20 protein-coding genes, 2 tRNA genes and 2 pseudogenes are annotated in these 23425 nt (G+C 66.0%); 16 read left to right on the top strand and 8 right to left on the bottom strand.

Going from position 1 to position 23425, the window contains the following annotated elements; translation table 11 throughout:
* Window positions 1-13: 13 nt before the first annotated feature.
* A complete protein-coding gene (locus tag DAA40_RS03795; protein ID WP_106848356.1) occupies window positions 14-1348 on the top strand; it encodes an NAD(P)/FAD-dependent oxidoreductase in 1335 nt (444 codons plus the stop codon).
* A gap of 80 nt (window positions 1349-1428) precedes the next feature.
* On the opposite strand, the gene DAA40_RS03790 is transcribed toward DAA40_RS03795, so the two are convergent.
* Window positions 1429-2280 carry a DUF2382 domain-containing protein gene (locus DAA40_RS03790; RefSeq protein ID WP_106848355.1) on the bottom strand — a complete coding sequence of 284 codons (852 nt, stop codon included), beginning with the start codon at window positions 2278-2280 and terminating at the stop codon, window positions 1429-1431.
* Between the two features lie 191 nt (window positions 2281-2471).
* Window positions 2472-2548: transfer RNA gene (locus DAA40_RS03785), tRNA-Pro, on the bottom strand.
* A 92-nt stretch (window positions 2549-2640) separates the two neighbouring features.
* Between DAA40_RS03785 and DAA40_RS03780 the strand changes: the two genes are divergently transcribed.
* Window positions 2641-2714: transfer RNA gene (locus tag DAA40_RS03780), tRNA-Gly, on the top strand.
* A 33-nt stretch (window positions 2715-2747) separates the two neighbouring features.
* Here the strand turns inward: DAA40_RS03780 and DAA40_RS03775 are convergent.
* Entirely contained in the window at window positions 2748-3485 is a 738-nt protein-coding gene (locus DAA40_RS03775) for a dienelactone hydrolase family protein (RefSeq protein WP_106848354.1), read from the bottom strand.
* Window positions 3486-3657: 172 nt separating this feature from the next.
* Between DAA40_RS03775 and tig the strand changes: the two genes are divergently transcribed.
* The 3 genes from tig (at window position 3658) to DAA40_RS03760 (ending at window position 6578) form a co-directional block, all read left to right on the top strand.
* On the top strand, window positions 3658-5079 hold the full coding sequence (gene tig / locus DAA40_RS03770; RefSeq protein WP_106848353.1) for a trigger factor: 1422 nt from the start codon (window positions 3658-3660) through the stop codon (window positions 5077-5079).
* Window positions 5080-5258: 179 nt separating this feature from the next.
* Window positions 5259-5909, top strand: coding sequence for an ATP-dependent Clp protease proteolytic subunit (locus tag DAA40_RS03765; RefSeq protein ID WP_199849494.1), 651 nt, complete (start codon window positions 5259-5261; stop codon window positions 5907-5909).
* Window positions 5910-5921: 12 nt separating this feature from the next.
* Window positions 5922-6578: an ATP-dependent Clp protease proteolytic subunit gene (locus tag DAA40_RS03760; RefSeq protein WP_106848352.1), complete on the top strand. Its 657-nt coding sequence runs from the start codon at window positions 5922-5924 to the stop codon at window positions 6576-6578.
* 135 nt (window positions 6579-6713) lie between these two features.
* Here DAA40_RS03760 and DAA40_RS03755 read toward each other — a convergent pair whose 3' ends face one another.
* Window positions 6714-7196 (bottom strand): hypothetical protein, encoded by a 483-nt coding sequence (locus DAA40_RS03755; protein WP_158716215.1) that lies wholly within the window; start codon window positions 7194-7196, stop codon window positions 6714-6716.
* A 336-nt stretch (window positions 7197-7532) separates the two neighbouring features.
* Window positions 7533-7889 (bottom strand): hypothetical protein, encoded by a 357-nt coding sequence (locus tag DAA40_RS03750; protein ID WP_158716214.1) that lies wholly within the window; start codon window positions 7887-7889, stop codon window positions 7533-7535.
* 174 nt (window positions 7890-8063) lie between these two features.
* On the opposite strand from DAA40_RS03750, the gene clpX reads away from it, so the two are divergent.
* The gene (clpX, locus tag DAA40_RS03745; protein ID WP_106848349.1) at window positions 8064-9353 is read left to right on the top strand and encodes an ATP-dependent Clp protease ATP-binding subunit ClpX; all 1290 of its coding nucleotides are present in this window, start codon (window positions 8064-8066) and stop codon (window positions 9351-9353) included.
* A 187-nt stretch (window positions 9354-9540) separates the two neighbouring features.
* On the top strand, window positions 9541-10782 hold the full coding sequence (locus DAA40_RS03740; protein WP_106848348.1) for a Fic family protein: 1242 nt from the start codon (window positions 9541-9543) through the stop codon (window positions 10780-10782).
* A 33-nt stretch (window positions 10783-10815) separates the two neighbouring features.
* Here DAA40_RS03740 and DAA40_RS03735 read toward each other — a convergent pair whose 3' ends face one another.
* Entirely contained in the window at window positions 10816-11577 is a 762-nt protein-coding gene (locus DAA40_RS03735; protein WP_158716213.1) for a dihydrodipicolinate synthase family protein, read from the bottom strand.
* 121 nt (window positions 11578-11698) lie between these two features.
* Here DAA40_RS03735 and valS point away from each other — a divergent pair, with 121 nt between their 5' ends.
* The 6 genes and pseudogenes from valS to DAA40_RS03705 form a co-directional block, all read left to right on the top strand.
* The gene (gene valS / locus DAA40_RS03730) at window positions 11699-14254 is read left to right on the top strand and encodes a valine--tRNA ligase (protein ID WP_106848346.1); all 2556 of its coding nucleotides are present in this window, start codon (window positions 11699-11701) and stop codon (window positions 14252-14254) included.
* Complete coding sequence (locus DAA40_RS03725) at window positions 14247-15629, top strand: folylpolyglutamate synthase/dihydrofolate synthase family protein (RefSeq protein ID WP_234356226.1); 1383 nt, start codon at window positions 14247-14249, stop codon at window positions 15627-15629. Before valS ends, DAA40_RS03725 begins: the two co-directional genes overlap by 8 nt.
* Entirely contained in the window at window positions 15626-16006 is a 381-nt protein-coding gene (locus DAA40_RS03720; RefSeq protein WP_106848345.1) for a DUF4233 domain-containing protein, read from the top strand. The genes DAA40_RS03725 and DAA40_RS03720 overlap by 4 nt, the downstream gene beginning before the upstream one ends.
* A 207-nt stretch (window positions 16007-16213) precedes the next feature.
* A pseudogene (locus tag DAA40_RS03715) lies at window positions 16214-17274 on the top strand (IS3 family transposase); the annotation flags it as partial.
* A gap of 262 nt (window positions 17275-17536) precedes the next feature.
* Window positions 17537-18607 (top strand): IS110 family transposase, encoded by a 1071-nt coding sequence (locus DAA40_RS03710; RefSeq protein WP_106848344.1) that lies wholly within the window; start codon window positions 17537-17539, stop codon window positions 18605-18607.
* 16 nt (window positions 18608-18623) lie between these two features.
* A pseudogene (locus DAA40_RS03705) lies at window positions 18624-18851 on the top strand (integrase core domain-containing protein); the annotation flags it as partial.
* Window positions 18852-18865: 14 nt separating this feature from the next.
* On the opposite strand, the gene DAA40_RS03700 reads toward DAA40_RS03705, so the two are convergent.
* Window positions 18866-19522 carry a class I SAM-dependent methyltransferase gene (locus DAA40_RS03700; protein ID WP_199849492.1) on the bottom strand — a complete coding sequence of 219 codons (657 nt, stop codon included), beginning with the start codon at window positions 19520-19522 and terminating at the stop codon, window positions 18866-18868.
* A 174-nt stretch (window positions 19523-19696) separates the two neighbouring features.
* Between DAA40_RS03700 and DAA40_RS03695 the strand changes: the two genes are divergently transcribed.
* The 3 genes from DAA40_RS03695 (at window position 19697) to DAA40_RS03685 (ending at window position 22210) form a co-directional block, all read left to right on the top strand.
* Entirely contained in the window at window positions 19697-20161 is a 465-nt protein-coding gene (locus DAA40_RS03695) for a hypothetical protein (protein ID WP_106848343.1), read from the top strand.
* A 158-nt stretch (window positions 20162-20319) separates the two neighbouring features.
* Entirely contained in the window at window positions 20320-20730 is a 411-nt protein-coding gene (ndk, locus tag DAA40_RS03690) for a nucleoside-diphosphate kinase (RefSeq protein ID WP_106848342.1), read from the top strand.
* Window positions 20731-20836: 106 nt separating this feature from the next.
* Entirely contained in the window at window positions 20837-22210 is a 1374-nt protein-coding gene (locus DAA40_RS03685; RefSeq protein ID WP_199849491.1) for an MFS transporter, read from the top strand.
* A 19-nt stretch (window positions 22211-22229) separates the two neighbouring features.
* Here DAA40_RS03685 and DAA40_RS03680 read toward each other — a convergent pair whose 3' ends face one another.
* Entirely contained in the window at window positions 22230-23414 is a 1185-nt protein-coding gene (locus DAA40_RS03680; RefSeq protein WP_106848340.1) for an acyl-CoA dehydrogenase family protein, read from the bottom strand.
* Window positions 23415-23425: the final 11 nt, after the last annotated feature.

Below are 23425 nucleotides of genomic sequence, written 5' to 3'. Positions count from 1 at the left end.
AGAAAGGCAGCCCATGTCGCGTCGTCATCACGTGGTCATCATCGGATCCGGTTTCGGTGGGCTGTTCGCTGCCCGCGCCTTCGACGGGCAGCCGGTCGATGTCACTCTGATCAGCAAGACCGGGCAGCACCTGTTCCAGCCATTGCTCTACCAGGTCGCGACCGGCATCCTCAGCGAGGGCGAGATCGCACCGGTCACTCGCGAGGTGCTGCGCCGGCAGAAGAACGTGCAGATCCACCTCGGCGAGGTCACCGACATCGACCTCGGTCAGCGGACGGTGCATTACCGACTGTTCGACAAGCGCATGGTGATGGAGTACGACTCGCTGATCGTCGCCGCCGGTGCGGGGCAGTCCTACTTCGGCAATGACGAGTTCGCCCGCTTCGCTCCCGGCATGAAGTCCATCGACGACGCCCTGGAGATCCGCGGCCGCATCTTCGGCGCGTTCGAGCTCGCTGAGCTCAGCCGGGAAGAGTCTGACATCGACCGATTGACGACCTTTGTTGTGGTCGGTGCCGGGCCGACCGGAGTGGAGATGGCGGGGCAGATCGCCGAGCTCGCCTATCGGGCGTTGCCGTCGGAGTTCCACAACTTCGACACGCGGGCCTCGAAGGTGATCCTCGTGGACGGCGCCGACCGCGTGCTCGGTTCCTTCGGGGAGAAGCTGTCGGCCAAGGCGCGGCGAGCGCTGGAACGGCTCGGGGTGGATGTCCGGCTGGAGAGCAAGGTGGTCGATGTCGACACGGGCGGTCTGCTCATCGAGCGCGCGGACGGCACGCGCTATCGGATCGAAGCGAGTTGCAAGGTATGGGCGGCCGGGGTGCAGGCCTCTCCGCTGGCGGGCATCCTCGCCGCGCAGTCCGGCGCGAAGCTCGACCGGGCAGGGCGGATCGAGGTCGAGCCGGACCTGACCATTCGCGACCATCCAGAAGTGTTCGTGGTGGGCGACATGATGGCGCTCGACGGTCTTCCGGGCGTCAGCCCAGTCGCCATCCAGGGTGGAAGGCACGCGGCCAAGATCATCGCCGAGCGCGTGAGTCGGCCCGGCTTCACCGAGCGCTTCCAGTACGTCGACAAGGGCAGCATGGCGACGATCTCCCGTTTTTCGGCGATCGCCAGCATCGGGCCGATCCGGACCGCGGGGTTCTTCGCCTGGCTATTGTGGCTGGCGGTCCACCTCTGGTACATCATCGGCTTCAAGCAGCGCCTCACGACGCTGCTGCACTGGGTGGTCTCGTTCGTGGGAAACGGACGCGCGGAGCGCGCAGTGACCACTCAGCAGGTGATCGCGAGGGGCGCGATCGCGGACCATGGCCCGGGGTACGACCCGCTGGCCGGAGCGGACTAGACACCCAGACGCGTCTCGGGTGGGACGGCCGAGGCCATCCCACCCGAGATTGGCGGTGCGGTGTGGTTACCGCCGCTGCGTTAGCGGCGGTCGCGGCGACCGTCGCCGTCCACGTCACCGCGGACGTCGCCGTCGATCTCGACCTCTTCCTTGCGGACGTCGGCCTGGACCTGCTCGGTGCCCTCGACGGTGGTCTTGCCGACGTTGATCTTCTCGGCAGCAACGACCTCCTTCTCGACGACCGGGCGCTCCTCGCGCAGGATGATGTCCTGCTCGCCCTCGCCCAGCTCGGCGCCCGTAGCAGCCTTGCCGTCGCCATCGTTGATCGGGGTGCGCTCGACGCGCAGCTCCTCGCGCTTGACGGGGACCTCGACGGTGCGCTTCTCGGTCACCACGTGCTTGCGCAAGCGTGCCCGGCCGGCTTCCTGGGTCTCGGTGCCGACGTTGACGCGCTCCTCGTGGCGCACGACCTCGTCGCCGTCGGCGACGTCGCGGTCCCGCGTGCGGTCGCGGTCGGCGACATCACGGTCGCGCTCGACGTCTACTCCGCCACCGGCAACGGCCGCATCGCGGTAGTTCTGCTCGTAGTAGTCGCGGTCGTAGCCCTCGGCTGCGCGGTAGTCGCGATCGCCGAAGTACTCGTACAGCCGACGCTCGTCATCGGCATCGAGGTGGTGGTCGGCGTCCACGTTCGGGGCGTCCTTGATGAAGCCCTTCTCGTAGGGCACGTGGATCTCTTCACCGCTGATGCGCGCGTCGGCCAGCGGGATCAGGGTCTCGTTGGTGCCGAACAGGCCGGTGTTCACCGACACCCAGGTCGGCTCCTGCGTCTGATCGTCGGTGTAGACCTGGCTCACGCCGCCGACCTTGTCGCCGTCCTGGTCGTAGACGGTCGCGTCGAACAGTGAATCGATCGTGTACTTCTCGCTCATGTCTTGCTCCTTGCTCGAACACAGGCGCGTTTTGCACCCGGCGGGCATTGGCCGCTGTAGGTAGCCCTACCCGGTAGTACCGGTAGTAATCGGATAAGCCCAAAGTCGCGGCAAAGCCAACGGAAGATTTACCGAAGTATGCGCGGGATCTTGACGCGAAGGACTTAAGACCGGCTTGAGCGCCAGGTTGCTGGTCGGGGTGACAGGATTCGAACCTGCGACCCTCCGCTCCCAAAGCGGATGCGCTACCAAGCTGCGCTACACCCCGAATGTGCGCCGACCAGTGTACGCAGGCGACGGGAGCGGGCGGCATCCGGGCGGACGGGCGGTGTAAACTACTGGACGGCCGTTCGCGGCCGCGCGGATGTAGCTCAATGGTAGAGCCTCAGTCTTCCAAACTGATTACGCGGGTTCGATTCCCGTCATCCGCTCCATCGGCGCGCTTGGCAGCACTCAGGGCATGCTGCTCATCGCCTCATGAATTCCAGCGTGCGACGCCAGGCATCCTGACAGGCGTCCTCCCACTCGGCGCTCGACCGGTCGAAGAACGAGTGCGGCGCGCGAGGATAGACGTGCAGGTCGTGCTGTACGCCGGACGCCGATAGCTCGGCGCCGAACGCCTCGACGATGTCCGGCGGGATGCTGCTGTCCCCGCCGCCGAACAGTCCCAGCACTGGCACGGTCATCCGGTCGGTCATTTCGATCGCGCTGAGGGCGGAGTTCGACTCGTTGTACGGCTTTCCGTAGAAGCCGACGACGCCGGCAAACCCGAGATCGGTGGCCGACAGGCAGTAGGCGTGCGCGCCACCGAAGCAGAACCCCACGGCGTATGTCGCATCGCTGCCGAGCTCCTCCTTCGCTGCCGCGACGTCGGCCTGGACCCCGGGCACCGTCGTTGCACGAACGTGCGGCCAGGGGTCGAAGTCCTCGGTTCGGTTGGCGTCCTCGGTGCTGCGCGCGAAGTAGTCGATGGCCATCGCGTCGAAGCCCTCGGCAGCGAACGCTCCGGCGAGGTTCTTGTAGAAGTCGAACAGGCCACGGACGTCGGGAAGTACGACGACCGCTCGACCGTTGGGCTGTTCCGGGCGGGCGCGGTAGGCCAGCACCTGGGCGCCGTCCGATGAGGTCAGCGTGAGGTCCTCACCGGACAGCGGGGACCGGCCGCTGGGCAGCGGGGGAGGGGTGGCGTCGGGCGCGAAGCACATGATGGGTCCTCTCGTCGTGTACCTGCCTTGCGCCCGTCGCGGCGGCACGACCTAGACTGAACCGCTGGGCCACCCGGAGCCACTGGCGCGTCCGCCGACCCGACAAGCATTCAGGTGCGTTACGCGAAACCTAGCGACCACCGCGACCAAAGCACAACCGCGAGGAGAATCTGTGAAGAGCATCGTCGAGAACCTGAGCACCACTCGGGTCAAGCTGGCCGTCGAGGTGCCGTTCGATGAGCTGAAGGACAAGTTCGACGCGGCGTACAAGCGCATCGGTCAGCAGATTCGCGTCCCCGGCTTTCGACCGGGCAAGGTTCCGGCCAAGATCCTCGAGGCGCGCGTCGGTCGTGGCACCGTCCTGCAGGACGTCGTCAACGAGGCCCTGCCCGAGGCCTATGCCGAGGCGTGCCAGGAGAACGGGCTGAAGGTCATCGGCCAGCCGCAGGTTGAGGTCACCGAGATCACCGACGACGAGTTCAAGTTCACCGCCGAGGCCGACATCCGCCCCGAGATCGCCGTCCCCGACCTGACCCAGGTCGAGGCCACGGTCGAGGACCCGGTGGTCGAGGACGACGAGATAGACGAGCAGATCGACGGACTGCGCGAGCGCTTCTCGACGCTCAAGGGCGTCGACCGCGAGGTCGCCGAGGGCGACTTCGTCTCCATCGACCTGAAGGCTGAGCTCGACGGCGAGGAGATCGAGGGCGGCTCGGCCAGCGGCCTGTCGTACGAGGTCGGCACCGGCCAGCTCGTGCCCGGCATCGACGAGCAACTGGTCGGCATGAAGGCCGACGACGAGAAGACCTTCAGCTCCGAGCTCGTTGCCGGCGAGCACGCCGGCAAGTCCGCCGACATCACCGTCAACGTGAAGTCGGTCAAGGAGAAGGAGCTGCCCGAGCTCGACGACGACTTCGCCTCGATGGCCTCGGAGTTCGACACGATCGACGAGCTGAAGGCCGACCTGCGCACGCGCCTGGAGCGTGCGAAGTCCTTTGCTCGCATCGCCACCGCACGCGACGCCGTCATGGAGGCGATCGTCGAGAAGGTGGACTTCGATCTTCCGCAGGGGGCGCTCGAGCAGGAGCTCGAGGCACGCAAGCACGACGCCGTGCACTCCTTCGACCACGACGAGGACGCCCTCACGAAGTGGGTCGAGGAGCAGGGCAAGACCCGCGAGGAGTTCGACAAGGAGATCGAGGAGAACGCGCACAAGAGCCTGCGCGCCCAGCTCGTCCTCGACCAGATCGTCGACGACCAGGAGATCGAGGTCGACGACGCCGAGATGACGCAGTACATCATCCAGCAGGCCGGCCGCTACGGCATGGCGCCGCAGCAGTTCGCCGACGAGATCGCCAAGGCCGGTCAGGTCGGGGCGCTGGTCGCCGACGTACGACGCCACAAGGCGCTGGACTACGTGCTCACCCAGGTCACGGTCAAGGGGTCGTCGGGCGACGTCCTCGATCTCGACGCCATTCGCCAGGAGGCCATCGCCTCGCTCGGCCAGACGGTCGCCGTCGACGACGAGGACGAGGCGCAGACCGATGCCGAGACTCGGACCGACGCCGAGCCCTCCGAGGACGACGCCAAGTAATCACCACAGCTGCCGACATGGCCCCGGACCACCTCAGGTCCGGGGCCATGCTCATGCTCGCGGTTGCTGCCGAGGCCGGGCGGAATCCGATCCTGGACGGCGCTCGTGCGCTGACAGCGAACGAGCCGGTTCTCGGGACTCTTTGGCTCTGAAACCGCGTTAATGTCGTGCAAGCCGAAATGACGGACCGCCTGCTGCGCAGGCAGGAGAAGGTAGGCACTGACGTGAACCCCAGCCCGATGATGGCCAGCGGCTCTGGCATGAACCTCTCTGACTCGGTCTATGACCGGTTGCTGCGCGAGCGCATCATCTTCCTCGGGTCGGCAGTCATGGACGAAGTCGCCAACATGCTGGCCGCGCAGATGCTGCTGCTCGCCGCGGAGGACCCGGAGCGCGACATCCACCTCTACATCAACTCACCTGGCGGCTCGGTGACCGCCGGCATGGCGATCTACGACACGATGCAGTTCATCGAGTGCGATGTCGCCACCTACTCGATGGGCCTGTCGGCGTCCATGGGGCAGTTCCTGCTGTCCGCGGGGGCCAAGGGCAAGCGCTATGCGCTGCCGCACGCGCGGATCATGATGCACCAGCCCTCCGCGGGCGTGCAGGGTACGGCGTCCGACATCAAGATCCAGGCCGACCTGTTCAAGCGCACCAAGCGCGAGATGGCCGAGATCATCGCCGAGCAGACCGGCCAGAGCGTCGAGCAGGTGACCGAGGACTCGGAGCGGGACCGCTGGTTCACCGCTGCGGAGGCCAAGGAGTACGGCTTCGTCGACCACATCATCAGCCGCGCCGAGGACCTTCCCTCCGGCGGACGCCGCTAAGGAGACATCACCATGAATTACGACCTCAGCGGACAGTCCCGCATCCAGCTTCCCGAGAGCCGGTACATCCTGCCCTCGTTCGTCGAGCGGACGTCGTACGGCGTGAAGGAGTCCAACCCGTACAACAAGCTCTTCGAGGAGCGCATCATCTTCCTCGGCGTGCAGGTGGACGACGCCTCGGCGAACGACATCATGGCCCAGCTGCTCACGCTCGAGTCGGACGATCCCGATCGCGACATCACGATGTACATCAACTCGCCCGGTGGCTCGTTCACCGCGCTGACGGCGATCTACGACACGATGCAGTTCGTGCACTGCGATGTCGCCACCGTCGTCCTCGGTCAGGCGGCCTCTGCCGCGGCAGTGCTCGCGGCCGCGGGCACGAAGGGCAAGCGGGCGGCGACGCCGAACTCGCGCATCCTGATCCACCAGCCCTCCGGCGGTGGCGAGGGCTATGTCTCCGACCTGGAGATCCAGGCCAACGAGATCGTGCGCATGCGTGCCCTGCTGGAGACGCTGCTGGCCCGGCACACCGGCCAGCCGATCGAGCAGATCCAGAAGGACATCGAGCGCGACAAGATCTTCTCGGCGGCCGAGGCCAAGGAGTACGGCCTGATCGACACGGTGATGCCGTACCGCAAGCTCTCCGGTGCCAGCTGGGACGATTAGTCACCAGACACCGACAACAGGTGGAAGAAGTTCGGTGAGGGCGTCTACCTGGGTTCGGCGTGCATCGACGTGAAGCTGGGCACTTCTGTCATGCCGCGACCACCTTCGGCGGCCGCGGCATGACGGACGAGGGCGCTATTGGCAGTCCCCGACGTGGACGACCGTCGTGTAGACGACCCTGACCTCTATTCCGCTATCAACCGAGCGGACCGTCACCACGACTGATTCCTCGGTCTCGGCCCGGCTGCTGACGTAACTGGAGCGCACCAAGGGGCCGGAGGGGAGGGGGCGGAAGGCCCACGCCCCGAAGGGCGGAGAGACCTTGCTCGCGAACGTCTCCAGGAGTGCTGCGCCTCCAAGTTCGTCGGTCTTGGCAACCCATCCCGGTGAGGTGTACCAGCAAGTCTCGATGGTGCGGCCGCCGGCCCTTGGGCCGCGGTCCACCCATTTCTCGTCGACTCTGGTCTGGTCATGACCGACCTCGACGAAACCGAGCTCGTAGGTCGCGTCGAGCTTCGACACCGTATGAGATAACGCTGCGTCTGCCGCCTTTCTTGCGTCATCGAGCGGCATGCCGCGGGTTTCTTCTCGCCAGAATATCCACGCAGCGGTGATCATACAGACGATGCTAACTACCCTGAGCCGTCGGTACCGTCGGCTGGGATCGATGTCGTCATCATCGATTACATCCGCCCGTGCATTCTCCATGCCGCTACGGACGAAGCCGCCGGCTGGAGAGTTCCGGCCGAAAGCAGCAGGTCAGCCGACAACCGCCGAGGATGCGAGTTCGCAATCTGGCCCATGCCAGCAGCGCCGGGCAAGTACTCGTGAATAGCCCGAGCCGCGGCGTATTCCGATCGCCCTGTGGGTGCGCGGCTGCGGTGGTGAGGAGACCAAGGACGACGCCGTACCGCAAACTCTCCGGCGCTACGTGGAGGAGTGACTTCCAGGCGGTCAGAGGGCGTGGGTGACCTGCTCGGCAAGAACCTCGGCGATCTGGCGCGCGAGGCCGAGTCGCACCCCGGTGTCGTCGGGTATCTGGGCGCTCTCGTGCAAAAGCACTACGGTGACCGATGGTCCGATTCGGAAGGCCAGCATGGTGTAGGCGGAGAAGTTGTCGTTGCCGATGCCGTGCTTGTAATCGTCAAGGTCGCTTTCCTGCGCGATCGACGCGTCACCGACGTCAGCGCCATCGAGCACGGTAGTGTGCACGGCCCCGTCTTGTGATGTGCCATCGTTTCCTCCCCCGGTGAGTCCCCGCGAAGTGACATGACTGACGCATTCTCGCGGTCCGTCGTCCCGGTAGGTCATGTCTGTAATTGGCCGTGATCTGTGGTGCGAGAGTGAGCCGTGAGAGGCCAGCGTGCCCAGAACTCCGAAGTAGTGGTGAATCGCCCGGCGCAAAGACGTCTCGTTGTCGGTCGCAGCGAGTACCTTCGAATATGCGTCGAACTCGGCGTGAGGCAGGTAGGGAAGAGGTAACGCGTGGCACGTGTCGGTGAAGGCGCTGATCTGCTCAAGTGCTCCTTCTGCGGCAAGTCGCAGAAGCAGGTGAAGAAGCTCATCGCGGGGCCCGGGGTCTACATCTGCGATGAGTGCATCGACCTCTGTAACGAGATCATCGAGGAAGAGCTCGCCGAGACCAGCGACGTGAAGCTCGACGCGTTGCCCAAGCCGGCCGAGATCTTCTCCTTCCTCAACGAGTACGTCGTCGGGCAGGACAAGGCCAAGCGTGCCCTCGCGGTGGCGGTCTACAACCACTACAAGCGGGTGCGGGCATCCGTTGGCGAGAAGCCCAAGGATGACGCGGTCGAGCTGCAGAAGTCCAACATCCTCATGATCGGCCCGACCGGCTGCGGCAAGACGCACCTCGCCCAGACGCTGGCCCGGATGCTCAACGTGCCCTTCGCGATCGCCGACGCGACCGCCCTCACCGAGGCCGGCTACGTCGGTGAGGACGTCGAGAACATCCTGCTGAAGCTGATCCAGGCCGCCGACTACGACACCAAGCGCGCCGAGACCGGCATCGTCTACATCGACGAGATCGACAAGGTCGCCCGCAAGAGCGAGAACCCGTCGATCACCCGCGACGTCTCCGGCGAGGGCGTGCAGCAGGCGCTGCTGAAGATCCTCGAAGGGACGACGGCCGCCGTCCCGCCGCAGGGTGGGCGCAAGCACCCGCACCAGGAGTTCATCCAGATCGACACCACCAACGTGCTGTTCATCGTCGGCGGCGCGTTCGCCGGGCTCGAGGACATCATCCAGGCACGCGTCGGAAAGAAGGGGATGGGCTTCGGTGCGGAGATCCGCTCGAAGGCCGACATCGACACGACCGACGTGTTCGGTCAGGTGATGACCGAAGACCTCGTCAAGTTCGGGATGATCCCCGAGTTCATCGGCCGCGTGCCGGTCACCGCGTCGGTCACCAACCTCGACCGCGACGCGCTGGTCAACATCCTCACCGAGCCGAAGAACGCCCTCGTTCGTCAGTACCGGCGGCTGTTCGAGCTGGACGGCGTCGAGCTGGAGTTCGAGCGCGAGGCGCTGGAGGCCATCGCCGACCAGGCGATCAAGCGCGGCACCGGCGCCCGCGGACTGCGCTCGATCCTCGAAGAGGTCCTGATGGGGGTCATGTACGACATCCCCGGCGACGACAACGTCGAGAAGGTCATCATCACCAAGGACACCGTCGAGTCGCAGGTCTACCCGACGGTGGTGAACCGCAAGAAGTCGAAGTCCAAGGATAACGGCGCACCGGAGTCCAAGTCGGCCTAAGGAGCCGATCGTGGATCACTTAGCGGTGCGCTCACGGCTGATCGAGACGCTCGCCGCCGAGTTGATCGCAAATGAGGACGAAACGGTATTTCGTCTTCACTTATAAGATAAGTGAAGTTAGAATCGTTGCATGTCCTCAGATCGACTTGCGGAGTGAGCTCGTGAATAGTTCACTAAGCGGGTCGTGATGGACAGCTCCGCTGGTCTCGACGTCTCAGGGTCCGCCGCAGGCAGCGGCTGGCCCAGACTCGACTACGAAGAGTTGCTGTGGACTCCGTCCGATCTCCCCGACCCAGGGACGTCGCACCGCGCGCGCCAACGAGAAATCGAGGAGCTCACGGGGCCCTATCTCGCCGCCGTGCCGCCACGAATCGCCCGCGCGACGTACATGACGTCGACCGAGACAGCGATTGCGGCCAGTGAGGCCGAGAACGAAATCTCACGCTTCGACGTGGAGATGGGCGGCGAGATTGCGCCCTTCTCGTCAATCCTGCTCCGTACCGAGGCTGCGGCATCCAGTCAGATAGAGAACCTGAGCTCGTCGGCGAAGGCCATCGAGCTCGCCCTGCTTGGCGATGACAGCCGAGGCAACGCGAAACTGATCGCGCGTAACGCCGTGGCGATGCAATCTGCCGTCGACCTGTCGAACAATCTCGATCCCGACACCATCCTGGAAATGCACCGAGCGCTTCTCGGGGACGTCGAGCCGGCGATCGCGGGCCGCTGGCGCGATTGCCAGGTGTGGATCGGGACATCGTCTCGCACCCCAGTGGGAGCAGACTTCGTGGCGCCGCACTACGAGCGTGTCCCGGACGCGATCGACGATCTCGTCGAGTACTTCCGTCGAGATGACGTACCGATCCTGCAGCAGGCCGCCATCGCGCACGCTCAGTTCGAGACGATCCACCCGTTCCCGGACGGAAACGGGCGCACGGGACGCGCCCTCATTCACGCAGCGTTGCGCAAGAAGGGACTTACCCGAAACGTGACGGTCCCTGTCTCGGCGGGGCTGCTGACAGATGTACACGGATATCACCAGGCGCTGACGGCATATCGCGAGGGCAATCCGGACGAGATCGTGAAGCTCTCTGCTCACGCCTCGCTGCTTGCGATCGAGAATGGTCGACAGCTCGTGACCGAGCTTCGCGACGTGCGCGCTGATTGGGTTCAGCGGATCTCGGCAAGAAGCGACTCGGCGGTCTGGAAGATCGCCGACCTCGCGATCCGCCATCCGGTCCTTACAACTCGCTCGCTGGAGTCCGACCTAGGCATTCCGGTGAAGAACGCCACGCGATACCTCAACCCGCTCGAGGACCTAGGAGTGCTGCGGAAGGCGAAACTCACCAAGCGCGATCACTACTGGGCGGCACATGACGTGTTGGCTGCGCTGGATCGATTCGCCGAACGAGCTGGCCGTCGACGCAGCTGACTTCCCGCGTATCGGCTTAGATGCGGCTCATGCTTAGTTGCCCATGCGCGAGACAGTGCTGGTGTCGAAGGCCTTCGCGGTCGCGGCTTTGATGCCGGCCGGGAACTCGCCCATCGCGCCGGTGTCGAGCGCCGATAGGCGCCGCTGCGCACGCACGTCACCGTTCCAGGCCGCGACCGAGTCGGCAGGCGCGGCGTTCGCGATACCGAGGATCATGCCCGGCAGTCCCAGCGCCGCGCAGTAGAGGGTGAGCGGGGCAGCCCCGGAGTAGATGGCTCCGCCGAAGGCGTCGATGGTCTGCATCAGCCTGCGTACGTCACCGGAGGAGTCCTTCACGCCGGCGATCGGGAGATCAGCCAGCAGCGGGACCGGGATGCCGGGCGCGCTCATCACCGGGAAGTGGTAGGCGAGCATCGGCGTCCCGTCGAGCTCGGCCGCGACCGCCCGGTAGTAGGCCGTGGGGTCGTTCGCGCGGATCGGGGAGAGCACCAGGACGGCGTCCGCCCCGGCCTGCACGCTGTCGCGGGTCTGCTCGGCGGCCTGCCGGCCGCTCGCCGCGCCTGTTCCGGAGATCACCGGGACGCGCACCGCCGACTTGACCGATCGGACCAGCTCGGCTCGCTCTGCCGAGGTGAGCGTCGGCGCCTCACCGGTCGACCCGCCCACGACCACGCTCGTGATGCCCTCGTCCACGAGCCGGACGGCGTGCTCGGTGGTCGTCTCGACGTCGACGTCTCCGGACTCAGTGAACAGCGTGACGAGGGCCACGCCCACGCCGGTGAAGATGTCAGTCATAGCCACTTGGGTATCACACCGCGTCGCCTGTGAGCCTGCCCGCGGCGGCCGTACCGCCGCGCCAAGTGCACCGTGGACCGGCTGGCGCTGCGGAACGAGCCGGCCGAATAGAATGCACGGCATGACTTCTGCTTCACCCGGCTCTTCCGCGCTGCCCGAAAAGCCCACGCTCGACGGCGTCGAGGCCAAGCTGGTGGCGCGCTGGGAGTCGGAGCAGACCTACGCCTTCGACCGGACCCAGCCGCGCGAGAACATCTTCGCCATCGACACCCCGCCGCCGACGGCCTCCGGCGCCCTGCACATCGGGCACGTGTTCTCGTACACGCACACCGACACCGTCGCTCGTTTCTGGCGGATGCGCGGCAAGGCCGTCTTCTACCCGATCGGGTGGGACGACAACGGGCTGCCCTCGGAGAAGCGGGTGCAGAACTTTTACGGCGTCCGCTGCGACACGTCGGTGCCCTACGACCCGGACTTCACGCCGCCGGAGAAGCCGGGCAAGCAGGAGGTGCCGATCTCGCGGCGCAACTTCCTCGATCTCTGCGAGATCCTCACCGTCGAGGACGAGAAGGCCTTCGAGAACGTCTTCCGCACCCTCGGCGCCTCCGTCGACTGGAGCATGCAGTACCGCACCATCGACGACCACTCGCAAGCCACCTCGCAGCGGGCCTTCCTGCGCAACCTGTCCCGCGGCGAGGCCTACAACCAGCAGGCCCCGACGCTCTGGGACGTCACCTTCCGCACGGCGGTCGCCCAGGCCGAGCTCGAGGACCGTGAGCGCCAGGGCAACTACTTCCGGGTCGGGTTCGCCAAGGCGGACGGCGAGAAGGTGTTCATCGAGACCACCCGTCCCGAGCTGTTGCCCGCGTGCGTCGCGCTGGTCGCCCACCCGGACGACGAGCGGTACGTCGACCTCTTCGGGCACACGGTCACCACGCCGGTGTTCGGAGTCGAGGTGCCCGTCGTGGCACACGAGCTCGCCGATCCCGAGAAGGGCTCCGGCATCGCGATGATCTGCACCTGGGGCGACACCACCGACGTGACGTGGTGGCGCGAGCTGCAGCTGCCGGCGCGCGCGATCATCGGCCGCGACGGCCGCCTGATCGCCGAGGCACCCGAGGCGATCACCTCCGAAACCGGTCGGGCGGCGTACGCCGATCTCGCCGGGCTGACCCCGCACTCGGCCAAGCAGAAGGTCGTCGAGCAGCTCACCGAGGCAGGCGCCATCGAGGGCGAGCCGAAGCCGACCACCCAGCAGGTGAAGTTCTACGAGCGCGGCGAGCGCCCGCTCGAGATCGTCTCCACCCGCCAGTGGTACATCCGCAACGGCGGACGCGAGGCCGAGGTCCGCGACCGGATGATCCAGCGCGGCCGTGACCTGCGCTGGGTTCCTGAGCACATGCGGCACCGCTACGAGAACTGGGTCGAGGGGCTCGCCGGCGACTGGCTGATCTCCCGCCAGCGGTTCTTCGGCATCCCGATCCCGCTGTGGTACCGGCTCGACGATCACGGCGAGCCGGACTACGACGACCCGATCGTTCCCGACGAGGCCACCCTGCCGATCGACCCGTCCAGCGACGTGCCGCCGGGCTTCGAGGAGTCCCAGCGCGGCCAGAGCGGCGGGTTCGTCGGCGATCCCGACGTGATGGACACCTGGGCGACCTCGTCGCTCACCCCGCAGATCGCCGGCAAGTGGGGAAGTGACGACGACCTGTTCCAGCGCGTCTTCCCGATGGACGTCCGCCCCCAGGGCCACGACATCATCCGCACCTGGCTGTTCTCCACCGTCGTCCGCTCCGAGCTCGAGTTCGGGGTGACGCCGTGGAAGGCGGCAGCGCTGTCGGGCTGGATCCTCGATCCCGACCGTAAGAAGATGTCGAAGTCGAAGGGCAACGTCGTCACGCCGATCGGTCTGCTCGAGCAGTACGGGTCGGACGCCGTCCGCTACTGGGCCGCGTCGGGCCGGCCCGGTACCGACACGGCCTTCGACGAGGCGCAGATGAAGGTCGGCCGACGCCTGGCCACCAAGATCCTCAACGCCTCGAAGTTCGCTCTCGGCACGGGCGCGAGCGCGGCGGACGCCGACAAGCCCGTGACCGAACCGCTCGACCTGGCGATGCTCGCCGCCCTCGCCGATGTCGTCGACGCCGCGACCAAGGCGTTCGAGGACTACAACTACGCCGTGGCGCTCGAGCGCACTGAGTCCTTCTTCTGGTCCTTCTGCGACAACTATGTCGAGCTGGTCAAGTCCCGCTCGTACGGCGAGGGACCAGGGGCAGACTCGGCCAAGAGCGCCCTGTCGCAGGCGCTATCGGTGCTGCTGCGGCTGTTCGCGCCGATCCTCCCGTTCGTCACCGAGGAGGTCTGGTCGTGGTGGCAGCAGGGCTCGATCCACCTGCAGTCGTGGCCCGAGTCGAGCGCACTTCGCAAGAATGACAGCGATGCCGCCGTCCTCGACGCCGCGATCGCTGCTATTGCGGGGATCCGCAAGGCGAAGTCGGAGGCGGGGATCAAGGGCTTCCACGAGGTGGCAGCGGTGCGCGTGACCGCTCCCAACGCCGACGTCGTCCGGCTGGTTGCCGACGATCTGAAGGGCGCGGCTCGAGCGGCGAGCATCGAGGTCGCCGAGGGGGCGGAGGCCGGCTTCGCGATCGTGGCCGGGTCGCCTAGTGAGTGATTCCGAGCTGACCGCCGAAGCGGTCGAGAGGCTGCTACAGGCCAGGTGGCCGGAGACTCGCATCGAGCCCTCCCTCGTGCGCATGCAGTCGCTCATGGACCTCATGGACGCGCCGCAGTCGCGTTATCCGGTCATCCACATCACCGGCACCAACGGGAAATCGTCGGTGGCGCGGATGATCGATCAGTTGTTTCGCGCCCTCGGGCTGCGCACCGGCCGCTTCACCAGCCCGCACCTGGAGTCCTCGCGCGAGCGGATCTGTCTGAACGGCGAGCCGATCAGCGAGCAGCGTTATGTCGAGACCTACCAGGAGATCGAGCCATATCTGCAGCTGGTGGACGCCGGTCACGGCATCCCCGACGACGCGCAGCAGGTGCCGGTGTCGTACTTCGAGACCATGACGGCGATGGCGTACGCGGCGTTCGCCGACGCGCCCGTCGACGTCGCGATCGTCGAGGTCGGCATGGGCGGTGCCTGGGACGCCACCAATGTCGCGGATGGGCGGATCGCTGTGATCACGCCGATCGGCATCGAGCACGCGAAGTACCTCGGTGACACGATCGAGCAGATCGCCAGGGAGAAGTCGGGCATCATCAAGCCAGAGTCCACGGCTATCCTCGCGGCCCAGACGCAGGAGGCGGCTGAGGTGCTGCTGAGCCGGTGCGTAGAGGTCGGGGCGGTCGCTGCCCGCGAGGGCATCGAGTTCGGAGTCGTGGACCGGCAGGGGGCGGTGGGCGGGCAGATGCTGTCCATTCAGGGGGTGGCGGCTCGCTATGACGAGCTGCTGCTGCATCTGTGGGGTGAGCACCAGGCATCGAACGCCGCCTGCGCACTCGCTGCCGTCGAGGCGTTCTTCGGCGCGGAGTCGTCGCAGACGTTGAGTGAGGACGTCGTCCGCGAGGCCTTCTTCGAGATGACCTCCCCGGGGCGTCTGGAGATCGTGCGCACCTCCCCGACGACGGTCATCGACGCTACCCACAACCCGGCGGGCATGAAGGCCACGGTACAGACGCTGCAGGAGTCCTTCGACTTCTCACGGCTGATCGGCGTGTTCGCAGCGTCGTCCGACAAGGACATCGCCGGGATGATCGAGCAGCTCGAACCGGTACTCGACGAGATCGTCATCACCCGCAACAACTCCACGCGATCGCACGATATCGACGCCACCGCGCGGATCGCGGTCGAGTACTTCGGCGCGGACCGGGTGGTAGTCGAGCCTGATCTACCCAATGCGATCGACGCCGCGGTGACCCTCGCCGAGGAGGGCGAGCACTTCGCCGGTGTGGGCGTACTCGTCACCGGTTCGGTCTACACCGCAGGAGATGCGCGCAAGCTGTTCAACCCGGATCGCAAGAAGCCGTGGGAGAAGGCATGAGCGACGCCGTCGAGCAGCGCGGGCTGCCGCCGGTCGACAAGGTCCGGCTCGAGAAGTCGATGCGGGGCATCTACTCGGCCCTGCTGATACTCGAGGCGATCGTGGTGCTGATGGTGCCGGCGACGATCCGGCAGTTCGGCGTCGGGCTGACCGGCTTCCGGCTCGGTGCGATCATCGCGGTCGTGGTCGGCCTCGTCCTGCTGTGCGGCTTCATCAAGAAGCCGTGGGCCTATCACGCGGGATGGGTGCTGCAGGCCGCCGTCATTCTGATGGGCTTCTGGGTATGGGCTATGTTCCCGCTGGGCATCGTGTTCGCCGCCATGTGGTGGTACGCGGGGCGCCTGCACACCCAGCTCAAGGCCCGCCCCGACCTCTAACCACCACACGCGCGTTGATCGCGCACGCAGTGCGCGTAGAGACTTCGCTGGGTGCTGGTTCACGTGACCCGCGGATGAGTCGTGCAGGTCCACTGCCCACCGTTCGGCCAGCAACGCGGATCACCGATCAGGCCGACCCGCGCTTCGACGCTCACTGAACCGTCCCAGGTTTGATGCCGCTTCCTTTCGAGTTGAAAGGATGGCGTTATGCCAAGGAAGATTGATTCTGCTGCCCGTGAGCGGGCGGTGCGGCTGGTGCGTGAGCACCAGGGCGAGTACCCGTCTCGCGCGAGAGCGATCGAGGCTGTAGCTCGCCAGGAGAGTGTCGGTGTCGAGTCGCTGCGCCGCTGGGTGGTGCAGGCCGAGATCGACGCCGGCGAGCGTGATGGACAGACCAGCGAGGAAGCCGCTGAGATCAAACGGCTCAAGGCCGAGAACCGTCGGCTGCGCGAGGACGTTGCGATCTTGAAGGCAGCGACGACTTTCTTCGCGGGGGAGCTCGACCCCCGAAACCGCTCCTGATGGGATTCATCGATCAGCTGCGCGCGGTGGGGTATGCAGTCGAGTCGATCATCCGCGTCCTGCGCGAGCAGGGCGTGAAGATCGCTGCACGCACCTACCGGTCCTGGCGCACGATACCGGTCGCCGCGCGCACCGTCACCGATGCGATGGTCCTCGACGCGGTCCGTGCGGCCGCCTGGAAGAACGTGATCGCATCTGACGGCAGCACGCGACGCAAGATGACTCCCGAAGGCCTCTACGGCCGCAAGAAGATGACGGCGTTCATCCGCCGCACCGCGCTGCCGGACGCGTCCCGCGGCGCTGTGGACCGCGCCATGACTGCGCTCGGTTTGTCCGGGATTACCCGCGCTAAGGCGATCCGCACCACCATCGCGTCCAAGGATGGCGTGCGTGCCGGGGACCTGCTGGATCGTAACTTCACCGCACCGCGCCCGGACTACGCGTGGGTCATGGACTTCCCCTACGTGCGTTCCTGGGCCGGCTGGGTATACGTCGCGTTCATTCTCGATGTGTTCTCTCAACGCATCGTCGCCTGGCACGCCCAGACCGCCCGAGGGACCGATCTGGTGATGATCCCGCTGCGGATGGCGCTGTGGGTGCGTGAGCGTGACGGTCACAAGATCCAGCCGCGGCAGCTTATCGCGCACTCCGATGCCGGGTCTCAGTACACCTCCGTGGCGTATACCGAGAAGCTCGCTCTGGATGGAATCGCGCCGTCGATCGGGACTGTCGGCGACGCATACGACTGTCAGTCTGTTTCTACCGGGTTCCGCAAGAATCGGGTAGTCCCGGCCGGAGTGCTCTGACCCATGCTTACGATTGGCCCGCAGGGTGCCTCAGCGTTGATCTGTCGAGCCTCCGGCCGGGCGCGCAGCAAGCGCTGCCGCCGGATCGGGCGTGACCTAATAGGAGCCTGGAGCAGCCTGGTCAAAGCGTCCCCATGACAGTCCTGTCCGCCCGCCGGCGACAGCGTGATACCCACGCTAATCGGCAGGAGGACCAGAAGCTATGGCCACCATAGAGGCCGCCCGATCCGGGCACGTCGTCATCGGGGTCGACACCCACAAGCACATCCACGTCGCTGCTGTGATGGATTCTATCGGCGGGATCCTGGCCACGCTCACGATCGCTACTGATGCTGCGGGCTATAAGCAGCTGCTGGACTGGGCCAGTGGGTTCGGGAAGATCATGGCCTTCGGCATCGAGGGAACTGGCTCCTATGGGGCTGCACTCACCTCATTCCTGAGGCGGCATGACCACAAAGTCATCGAGGTCGCCCGGCCGGATCGCCGGCTACGGCGCCTGAACGGCAAGTCAGACACCCTGGATGCTGAGAACGCCGCCCGGGCCGTACTGGCGGGATTCGCCACCGCAGTCCCCAAGAGCGCCGACGGTGCGGTAGAGATGATCCGGCAGCTGAAGGTCGCTCACGATACAGCGGTCAAGGACAGGACCGGGGCGATGGTCACGCTCAAAGCCATGCTCGTCCACGCCTCAGAAGACCTGCGCCGTGAAACAGCCGGGAAGACCCAGAAGATGATCGCTCGCCACTGTGCTCTCCTGCGTCCACGCGGGCTGAATACCCCGGAGGATGCCAACCGCCACGTACTGCGTTCGATCGCGAAACGCTGGATCGCACTCAATGACGAGATCACGGAGCTAGAGGCCATGATCAAGGACCTCGTGGCCCAGCGGGCACCGCATCTGCTGGATCGCTTCGGCATCGGCGTTGATACCGCCGCGGAGATCCTCATCGTCGTCGGCGACAACCCCGAGCGCATCAAAAGTGAAGCAGCGTTTGCGAAACTTGCCGGCATCAGTCCCATTCCGGCAGGGTCAGGGATGACCTGCGGGAAACATCGCATCAACCGTGGCGGGCACCGACAGCTCAATGCCGCGATCTACCGCACCGTAATCGTTAGGATGAGATTCCACGAACCAACGATCGCCTACGTTGCCCGCCGCACCGCCGAGGGCAAGTCCAAACGCGACATTATCCGATGCTTGAAACGCTACGTAATCCGAGAGGTCTACCACCTGGTCAAAACGGACCCCCACACCGGCGAGATCCGCAGTTGACAACTATAGGAGCATCAACGCGCTCATGGAGACCATCAATGGGCTCTACAAGACCGAGTGCATCCGCACCACGATCTTCCACGACGGCCCGTACAAGACGATCGCTGACGTCGAGTACGCGACCGCCGGCTGGGTCGACTGGTACAACCACCGCAGGCTGCACGGTAGCCTCGGCATGAGCAGCCCAGCCGAATACGAGGCTGCCTACTACAAGAGTCTCAACCGAGAACCGCTCCCCGTATAGAAGCGGCACAGAACCTAGGACGATTCACACTCGCGACAGAGGATCGCGAACGCTTGCGGATCGCGTTCCGCACCAATCGGACCTCGGGTGAGCTGGGCTACCGGGTATAGCCCGTGGGCCGCGGCGACGGCGAGGACGACGTCCAGCGACCGGTGGTGGCGCTCGAGTCGTACGTCGTGCCCGAATCGCCGGAACGCCTCGCCGATGTCGCGGATGCCGTCACCGCTCTGGAAGGCCACGACGACGTGCCCACCCGGCCGTACGACGCGAGCGGCCTCGGCGAAGATGCTCGGCAGCGCCTCGTCGGGGAGATGGATCATCGAGTACCAGTAGACGGCGCCGTCGAACCGCTCGTCCCCGGTCGGAAGCCTGGTCATCGAGCCGACGGCAACCCGCAGGTCGGGATGATGCCGACTTGCCATCGCCACCATTCCGGCGGAGAGGTCAACACCGGTCACCTGGCACCCACGATCGGTGAGATAGCGGCCGATCCGTCCCGTCCCGCATCCCGCATCAAGAACCTGCGGGCGGTCCAGAGACAGCAACGCTACGAAGTGGTCGAGGATCGCCAGGTCGATCGCCGCCTCCGGCTCCGTGCTCGGGAAGTGGGTCGCGTAGTCGGCAGCGATGGCGTCGTACGCCGCCCGGACCTCGTCCGACTCACCCATCATGCCGCCGAGCCTACAAATCACCGACGAGAACAGGGACTGCTGGTTGTACCGAAGACGTCGACGAGATACCAGTTCCGTGGCGGGAAGTGGATCGCCTATCCACACCGAGAGAGTTATCCACAGTCTGGCCACCGCTCGCTGCGCGTTTCCGCGCAGCCTCGGTAGGAAGACCGCATGACCAGCAAATACTCACCTGAGGAGTTCCTACGCGTCTTAGAGCGTGAGCTTGCCGCCATCGCCGACGACGTCATGCAGGTGCGCCCGTCGGAATGCCTTGTCTGCTACGTCTATCGGCTGTGCGGACTGGAGTGCACGGGCCCGGAGTTGATCGAGGAGTACCAAAGGCGCGCGGCTCCGAGGTCAACGCGCCTCCTGGAACGCCTGCAGGGCCTCGGCGCTTCCTGTGCGTGTGAGCTGTTCTTCAACGTCTATCAGCCGCTCGAGGGTTTCATCGCGATCCCCATCGAGGTGTACGTCGCCTCGCCTGAGATGTGCGCCGAGCTAGGAATCGCCGAACCGTCAATTCCATACGACGCGGACCCGATGCCCGGATTCCCTTGTCTTGGCGTTCGCAAGGGCAGTACCCAGCCGTGCAGCCTGTGGCGACGCCATGCATTGCTCGGGACCTGGAAGCACTGACGTCCGGGAGCGAACAGCGAGCGTGGAAGGGTGGATGTTGGGGGTCGTGGTCGGGGGCATTGTCGGCCCGCGCGTCTCGCCCGTTGCGCGCTCATCGATGACCGTGTCGAAGGCCGTAGGATGTACGGCGGTCCGCACGCATCCCAGGGAGAAACCGAATGTCTGTCGAGCGCACGCTCATCCTCATCAAGCCGGACGGCGTCGCGAAGAAGGTCGTCGGCGAGGTCGTCAGCCGGATCGAGCGCAAGGGCCTGACCCTCGTGGCGATGCAGCTGCGCACGATCGACGAGTCGACTGCGGCCGCGCACTACGCCGAGCACGAGGGCAAGCCCTTCTACCCCGATCTGATCGAGTTCATCACCTCAGGCCCGCTGGTGGCCATCGTCGCCGAGGGGGAGAACGCGATCGCCGCCTTCCGCCAGCTCGCCGGCGCGACCGATCCGGTCAAGGCCGAGACCGGCAGCATCCGTGGTGATTTCGCCACCGTCATGAACCGCAACATCGTGCACGGCTCCGATTCGCCGGAGAACGGCGAGCGCGAGGCGAAGATCTTCTTCCCCGATCTGTAAGCATCCGCGGCCGGTCAACTCCCCGCCCTCCTCGGCGGGCCATCTCGTGGCCGTTCTGAATCCGCGGTGACTTCCGTAGTTCACCGTGCCCGGTTAAGTTCGTCGCGTGACCCATGACGCCATGCGCCCCTCGAGCCTCCAACCTCGGACCGGAGAGACCGCCGCCCTCAGCACCGGAGGCGTGGTCTCCAAGAAGAAGGTCCTCTCGTGGGCGATGTGGGACTGGGGGACGCAGCCCTTCCACACGGTCATCGTCACCTTCGTGTTCGCCGTCTATGTCACCAGCGACTCGTTCGGCTCGGAGAACACGACCTCCCTCGCCCTCGGCGTCTCCACGGCGCTCGCCGGCCTGTTCATCGCCCTGCTGGCTCCGGTCCTCGGGCAGAACTCCGACCGGCACGGCACGACGGTACGCAACTGGCGCTGGATGACCTGGCTGCTGGCCGCCGTCGCAGCGTCGCTGTTCTTCATCGAGCCCGATCCGGCGTTCCTGTGGCCAGGGCTGATCCTGCTCGGCATCGGCAACGTCGTCGCGGCGATCGCCGAGGTCAACTACAACGCCGCGATGGACGACATCGCGACCGCCGAGAACGTCGGCAAGGTCTCCGGGTTCGGCTGGGGGATGGGTTACCTTGGCGGCATCGTCAGCCTGCTGCTGCTGAACTTCCTGTTCATCGCGCCGGACGTCGGGCTGTTCGGTGTCACAAACGAGAACGGGATGGACATCCGCGTCTCGATGGTGGTGTGCGCGGCCTGGATCGTCCTGTTCACGATCCCCACCTGGCTGAACCTGCGGGATCGCCCCGGCCGGCAGAAGGCGCCGCGGATCGGCGTCGTCGACTCCTACAAGGCGCTATGGCAGTCGGTGAAGCGGATTTGGCGCACCAGCCGCGACTCGATGAAGTTCCTGCTCGCCTCGGCGCTGTTCCGCGACGGCCTGTCCGGCGTGTTCACCTTCGGCGCGGTGCTCGCCGCCCGCACGTTCGAGTTCACCGATGCCGAGGTGATCATGTTCGGGGCCGCGGCGAACGTCGTCGCGGGCCTGGCCACGATCGCCATCGGAACCCTCGACGACAAGCTCGGCCCGAAGCGGGTCATCCTCTTCTCGCTCGCCGCGATCGTCGCGCTGGGAATCGCGATCTTCGCCCTGCACGACGCCGGCAAGACCGTCTTCTGGGTCTTCGGCATGCTGATGGTCATCTTCGTCGGGCCGGCGCAGTCGGCGTCCCGCAGCTTCCTCGCGCGGATCATTCCCGAGGGCAAGTCGGGTGAGATCTTCGGCCTCTACGCCACGACCGGCCGCGCGGTGTCCTTCCTGTCGCCGGCGATGTTCGCGCTGTTCGTCCTCATTGGCTCGTGGGTGACCGGCAGCGACCAGACGCAGTACTGGGGGATCATCGGGATCGTCCTGGTGCTGCTGGCCGGGCTGCTGCTCATGACCCGCGTGAAGGACCGTCCGGCGGTCATCGACGCGGGCTGACCCGCAGACTTCCTATGTCCTACGTGAAGGCCGACTCGCCGGTCAGGTCGCGGCTCACCAGCAGCGCCTGGATGGTCTCGGTTCCCTCGTAGGTGTGGATCGCCTCGATGTCCGACATGTGCCGGATGACGTGGTAGTCCAGCAGGATCCCGTTGCCGCCCATCATGTCGCGCGCCGTCGCGATGATCTCGCGCGCCTTCGTCGTGTTGTGCATCTTCGCCAGCGACGCCATCGTCTCCTCGAGCTCGTCGTCCGAGCTGAGCTGCCCAAGCCGCCAGCAGTAGAGCTGCATCGCAGTCAGGTCGGACAGCAGGTTGGCGAGCTTGTGCTGGATGACCTGGAACTCGGCGAGCTTCTGGCCGAACTGCTGACGCTTCTGGACGTAGGAGTGCACGATCTCGAAGGCCGCGAGCGCGTGGCCGAGCGCGCTCCAGGCCACGCCGCCGCGGGTCTTCGCCAGCACACGGGAGGTCTGCGCGAACGACGTCGCGTGGGGCAGGCGGTCCTCCTCGGAGACCCGGACGTCCGTCAAGGTGATCTCCGCCTGCCAGATCGCCCGCATCACGCCCTTGCCGGTCATCGGCTCGGCCGCGTAGCCGTCCAGGGTCGTGTCGACGAGAAAGCCCTTGACCTCGCCGTCCGCCTCGTCGCGCGCCCAGATGATCGTCACGTCCGAGATCGACCCGTTCCCGATCCACTTCTTCTGGCCGTTGAGCACCCAGTGGTCGCCGTCCCGACGCGCGGAGCTCTCCAGGGCGACCGAGTCCGAGCCGTGGTCGGGCTCGGTCAGGCCGAACGCGCCGATCTTCTCGACCTTCGCCAGCTGGGGCAGCCAGTACCGCTTCTGCTCTTCCGAGCCCAGCATGTCGATGGTGCGCATCACCAGGCCGGACTGGACGCCGTTGAAGGTGGCGACGCTGCCGTCGCCGCGGTTGAGCTCCATCGCGACCAGACCGTCGGCGACTGGGGACAGGCCAAGCCCGTCGTAGCCACGCACGCCGCCGCCGAGGATGTCGAGCTCGCCCATGCGCTTGAACAGCTCCCACGGCAGCTCGGCCTTCTCCCAGTACCCGTTGATGACCGGGAGCACCTCGTCGTCCACGAAGTCGCGGGCGCGTTCCCAGACGGCGCGATCCTCGTCGCCGAGCTCCTCGAACAGCCGCAGATAGTCGGTGCCGCCCGAGCGGCCGATTCCTTCGTGCATCGTGTGCTCCT

This window comes from Blastococcus sp. Marseille-P5729 (assembly GCF_900292035.1).
In the GTDB taxonomy this organism is placed as follows: domain Bacteria; phylum Actinomycetota; class Actinomycetes; order Mycobacteriales; family Antricoccaceae; genus Cumulibacter.
The sequence above is the reverse complement of the archived record's forward strand: the minus strand, read 5'-3'. Positions and strand labels throughout refer to the sequence as shown.

Coding starts and splice junctions, on each gene's coding strand:
- DAA40_RS03795 (WP_106848356.1), top strand. CDS start 14: ATGTCGCGTCGTCATCACGTGGTCATCATCGGATCCGGTTTCGGTGGG.
- DAA40_RS03790 (WP_106848355.1), bottom strand. CDS start 2,280: ATGAGCGAGAAGTACACGATCGATTCACTGTTCGACGCGACCGTCTAC.
- DAA40_RS03775 (WP_106848354.1), bottom strand. CDS start 3,485: ATGTGCTTCGCGCCCGACGCCACCCCTCCCCCGCTGCCCAGCGGCCGG.
- DAA40_RS03765 (WP_199849494.1), top strand. CDS start 5,259: ATGACGGACCGCCTGCTGCGCAGGCAGGAGAAGGTAGGCACTGACGTG.
- DAA40_RS03760 (WP_106848352.1), top strand. CDS start 5,922: ATGAATTACGACCTCAGCGGACAGTCCCGCATCCAGCTTCCCGAGAGC.
- DAA40_RS03755 (WP_158716215.1), bottom strand. CDS start 7,196: ATGATCACCGCTGCGTGGATATTCTGGCGAGAAGAAACCCGCGGCATG.
- DAA40_RS03750 (WP_158716214.1), bottom strand. CDS start 7,889: ATGACCTACCGGGACGACGGACCGCGAGAATGCGTCAGTCATGTCACT.
- DAA40_RS03740 (WP_106848348.1), top strand. CDS start 9,541: ATGGACAGCTCCGCTGGTCTCGACGTCTCAGGGTCCGCCGCAGGCAGC.
- DAA40_RS03735 (WP_158716213.1), bottom strand. CDS start 11,577: ATGACTGACATCTTCACCGGCGTGGGCGTGGCCCTCGTCACGCTGTTC.
- valS (WP_106848346.1), top strand. CDS start 11,699: ATGACTTCTGCTTCACCCGGCTCTTCCGCGCTGCCCGAAAAGCCCACG.
- DAA40_RS03720 (WP_106848345.1), top strand. CDS start 15,626: ATGAGCGACGCCGTCGAGCAGCGCGGGCTGCCGCCGGTCGACAAGGTC.
- DAA40_RS03710 (WP_106848344.1), top strand. CDS start 17,537: ATGGCCACCATAGAGGCCGCCCGATCCGGGCACGTCGTCATCGGGGTC.
- DAA40_RS03700 (WP_199849492.1), bottom strand. CDS start 19,522: ATGATGGGTGAGTCGGACGAGGTCCGGGCGGCGTACGACGCCATCGCT.
- DAA40_RS03695 (WP_106848343.1), top strand. CDS start 19,697: ATGACCAGCAAATACTCACCTGAGGAGTTCCTACGCGTCTTAGAGCGT.
- ndk (WP_106848342.1), top strand. CDS start 20,320: ATGTCTGTCGAGCGCACGCTCATCCTCATCAAGCCGGACGGCGTCGCG.
- DAA40_RS03680 (WP_106848340.1), bottom strand. CDS start 23,414: ATGCACGAAGGAATCGGCCGCTCGGGCGGCACCGACTATCTGCGGCTG.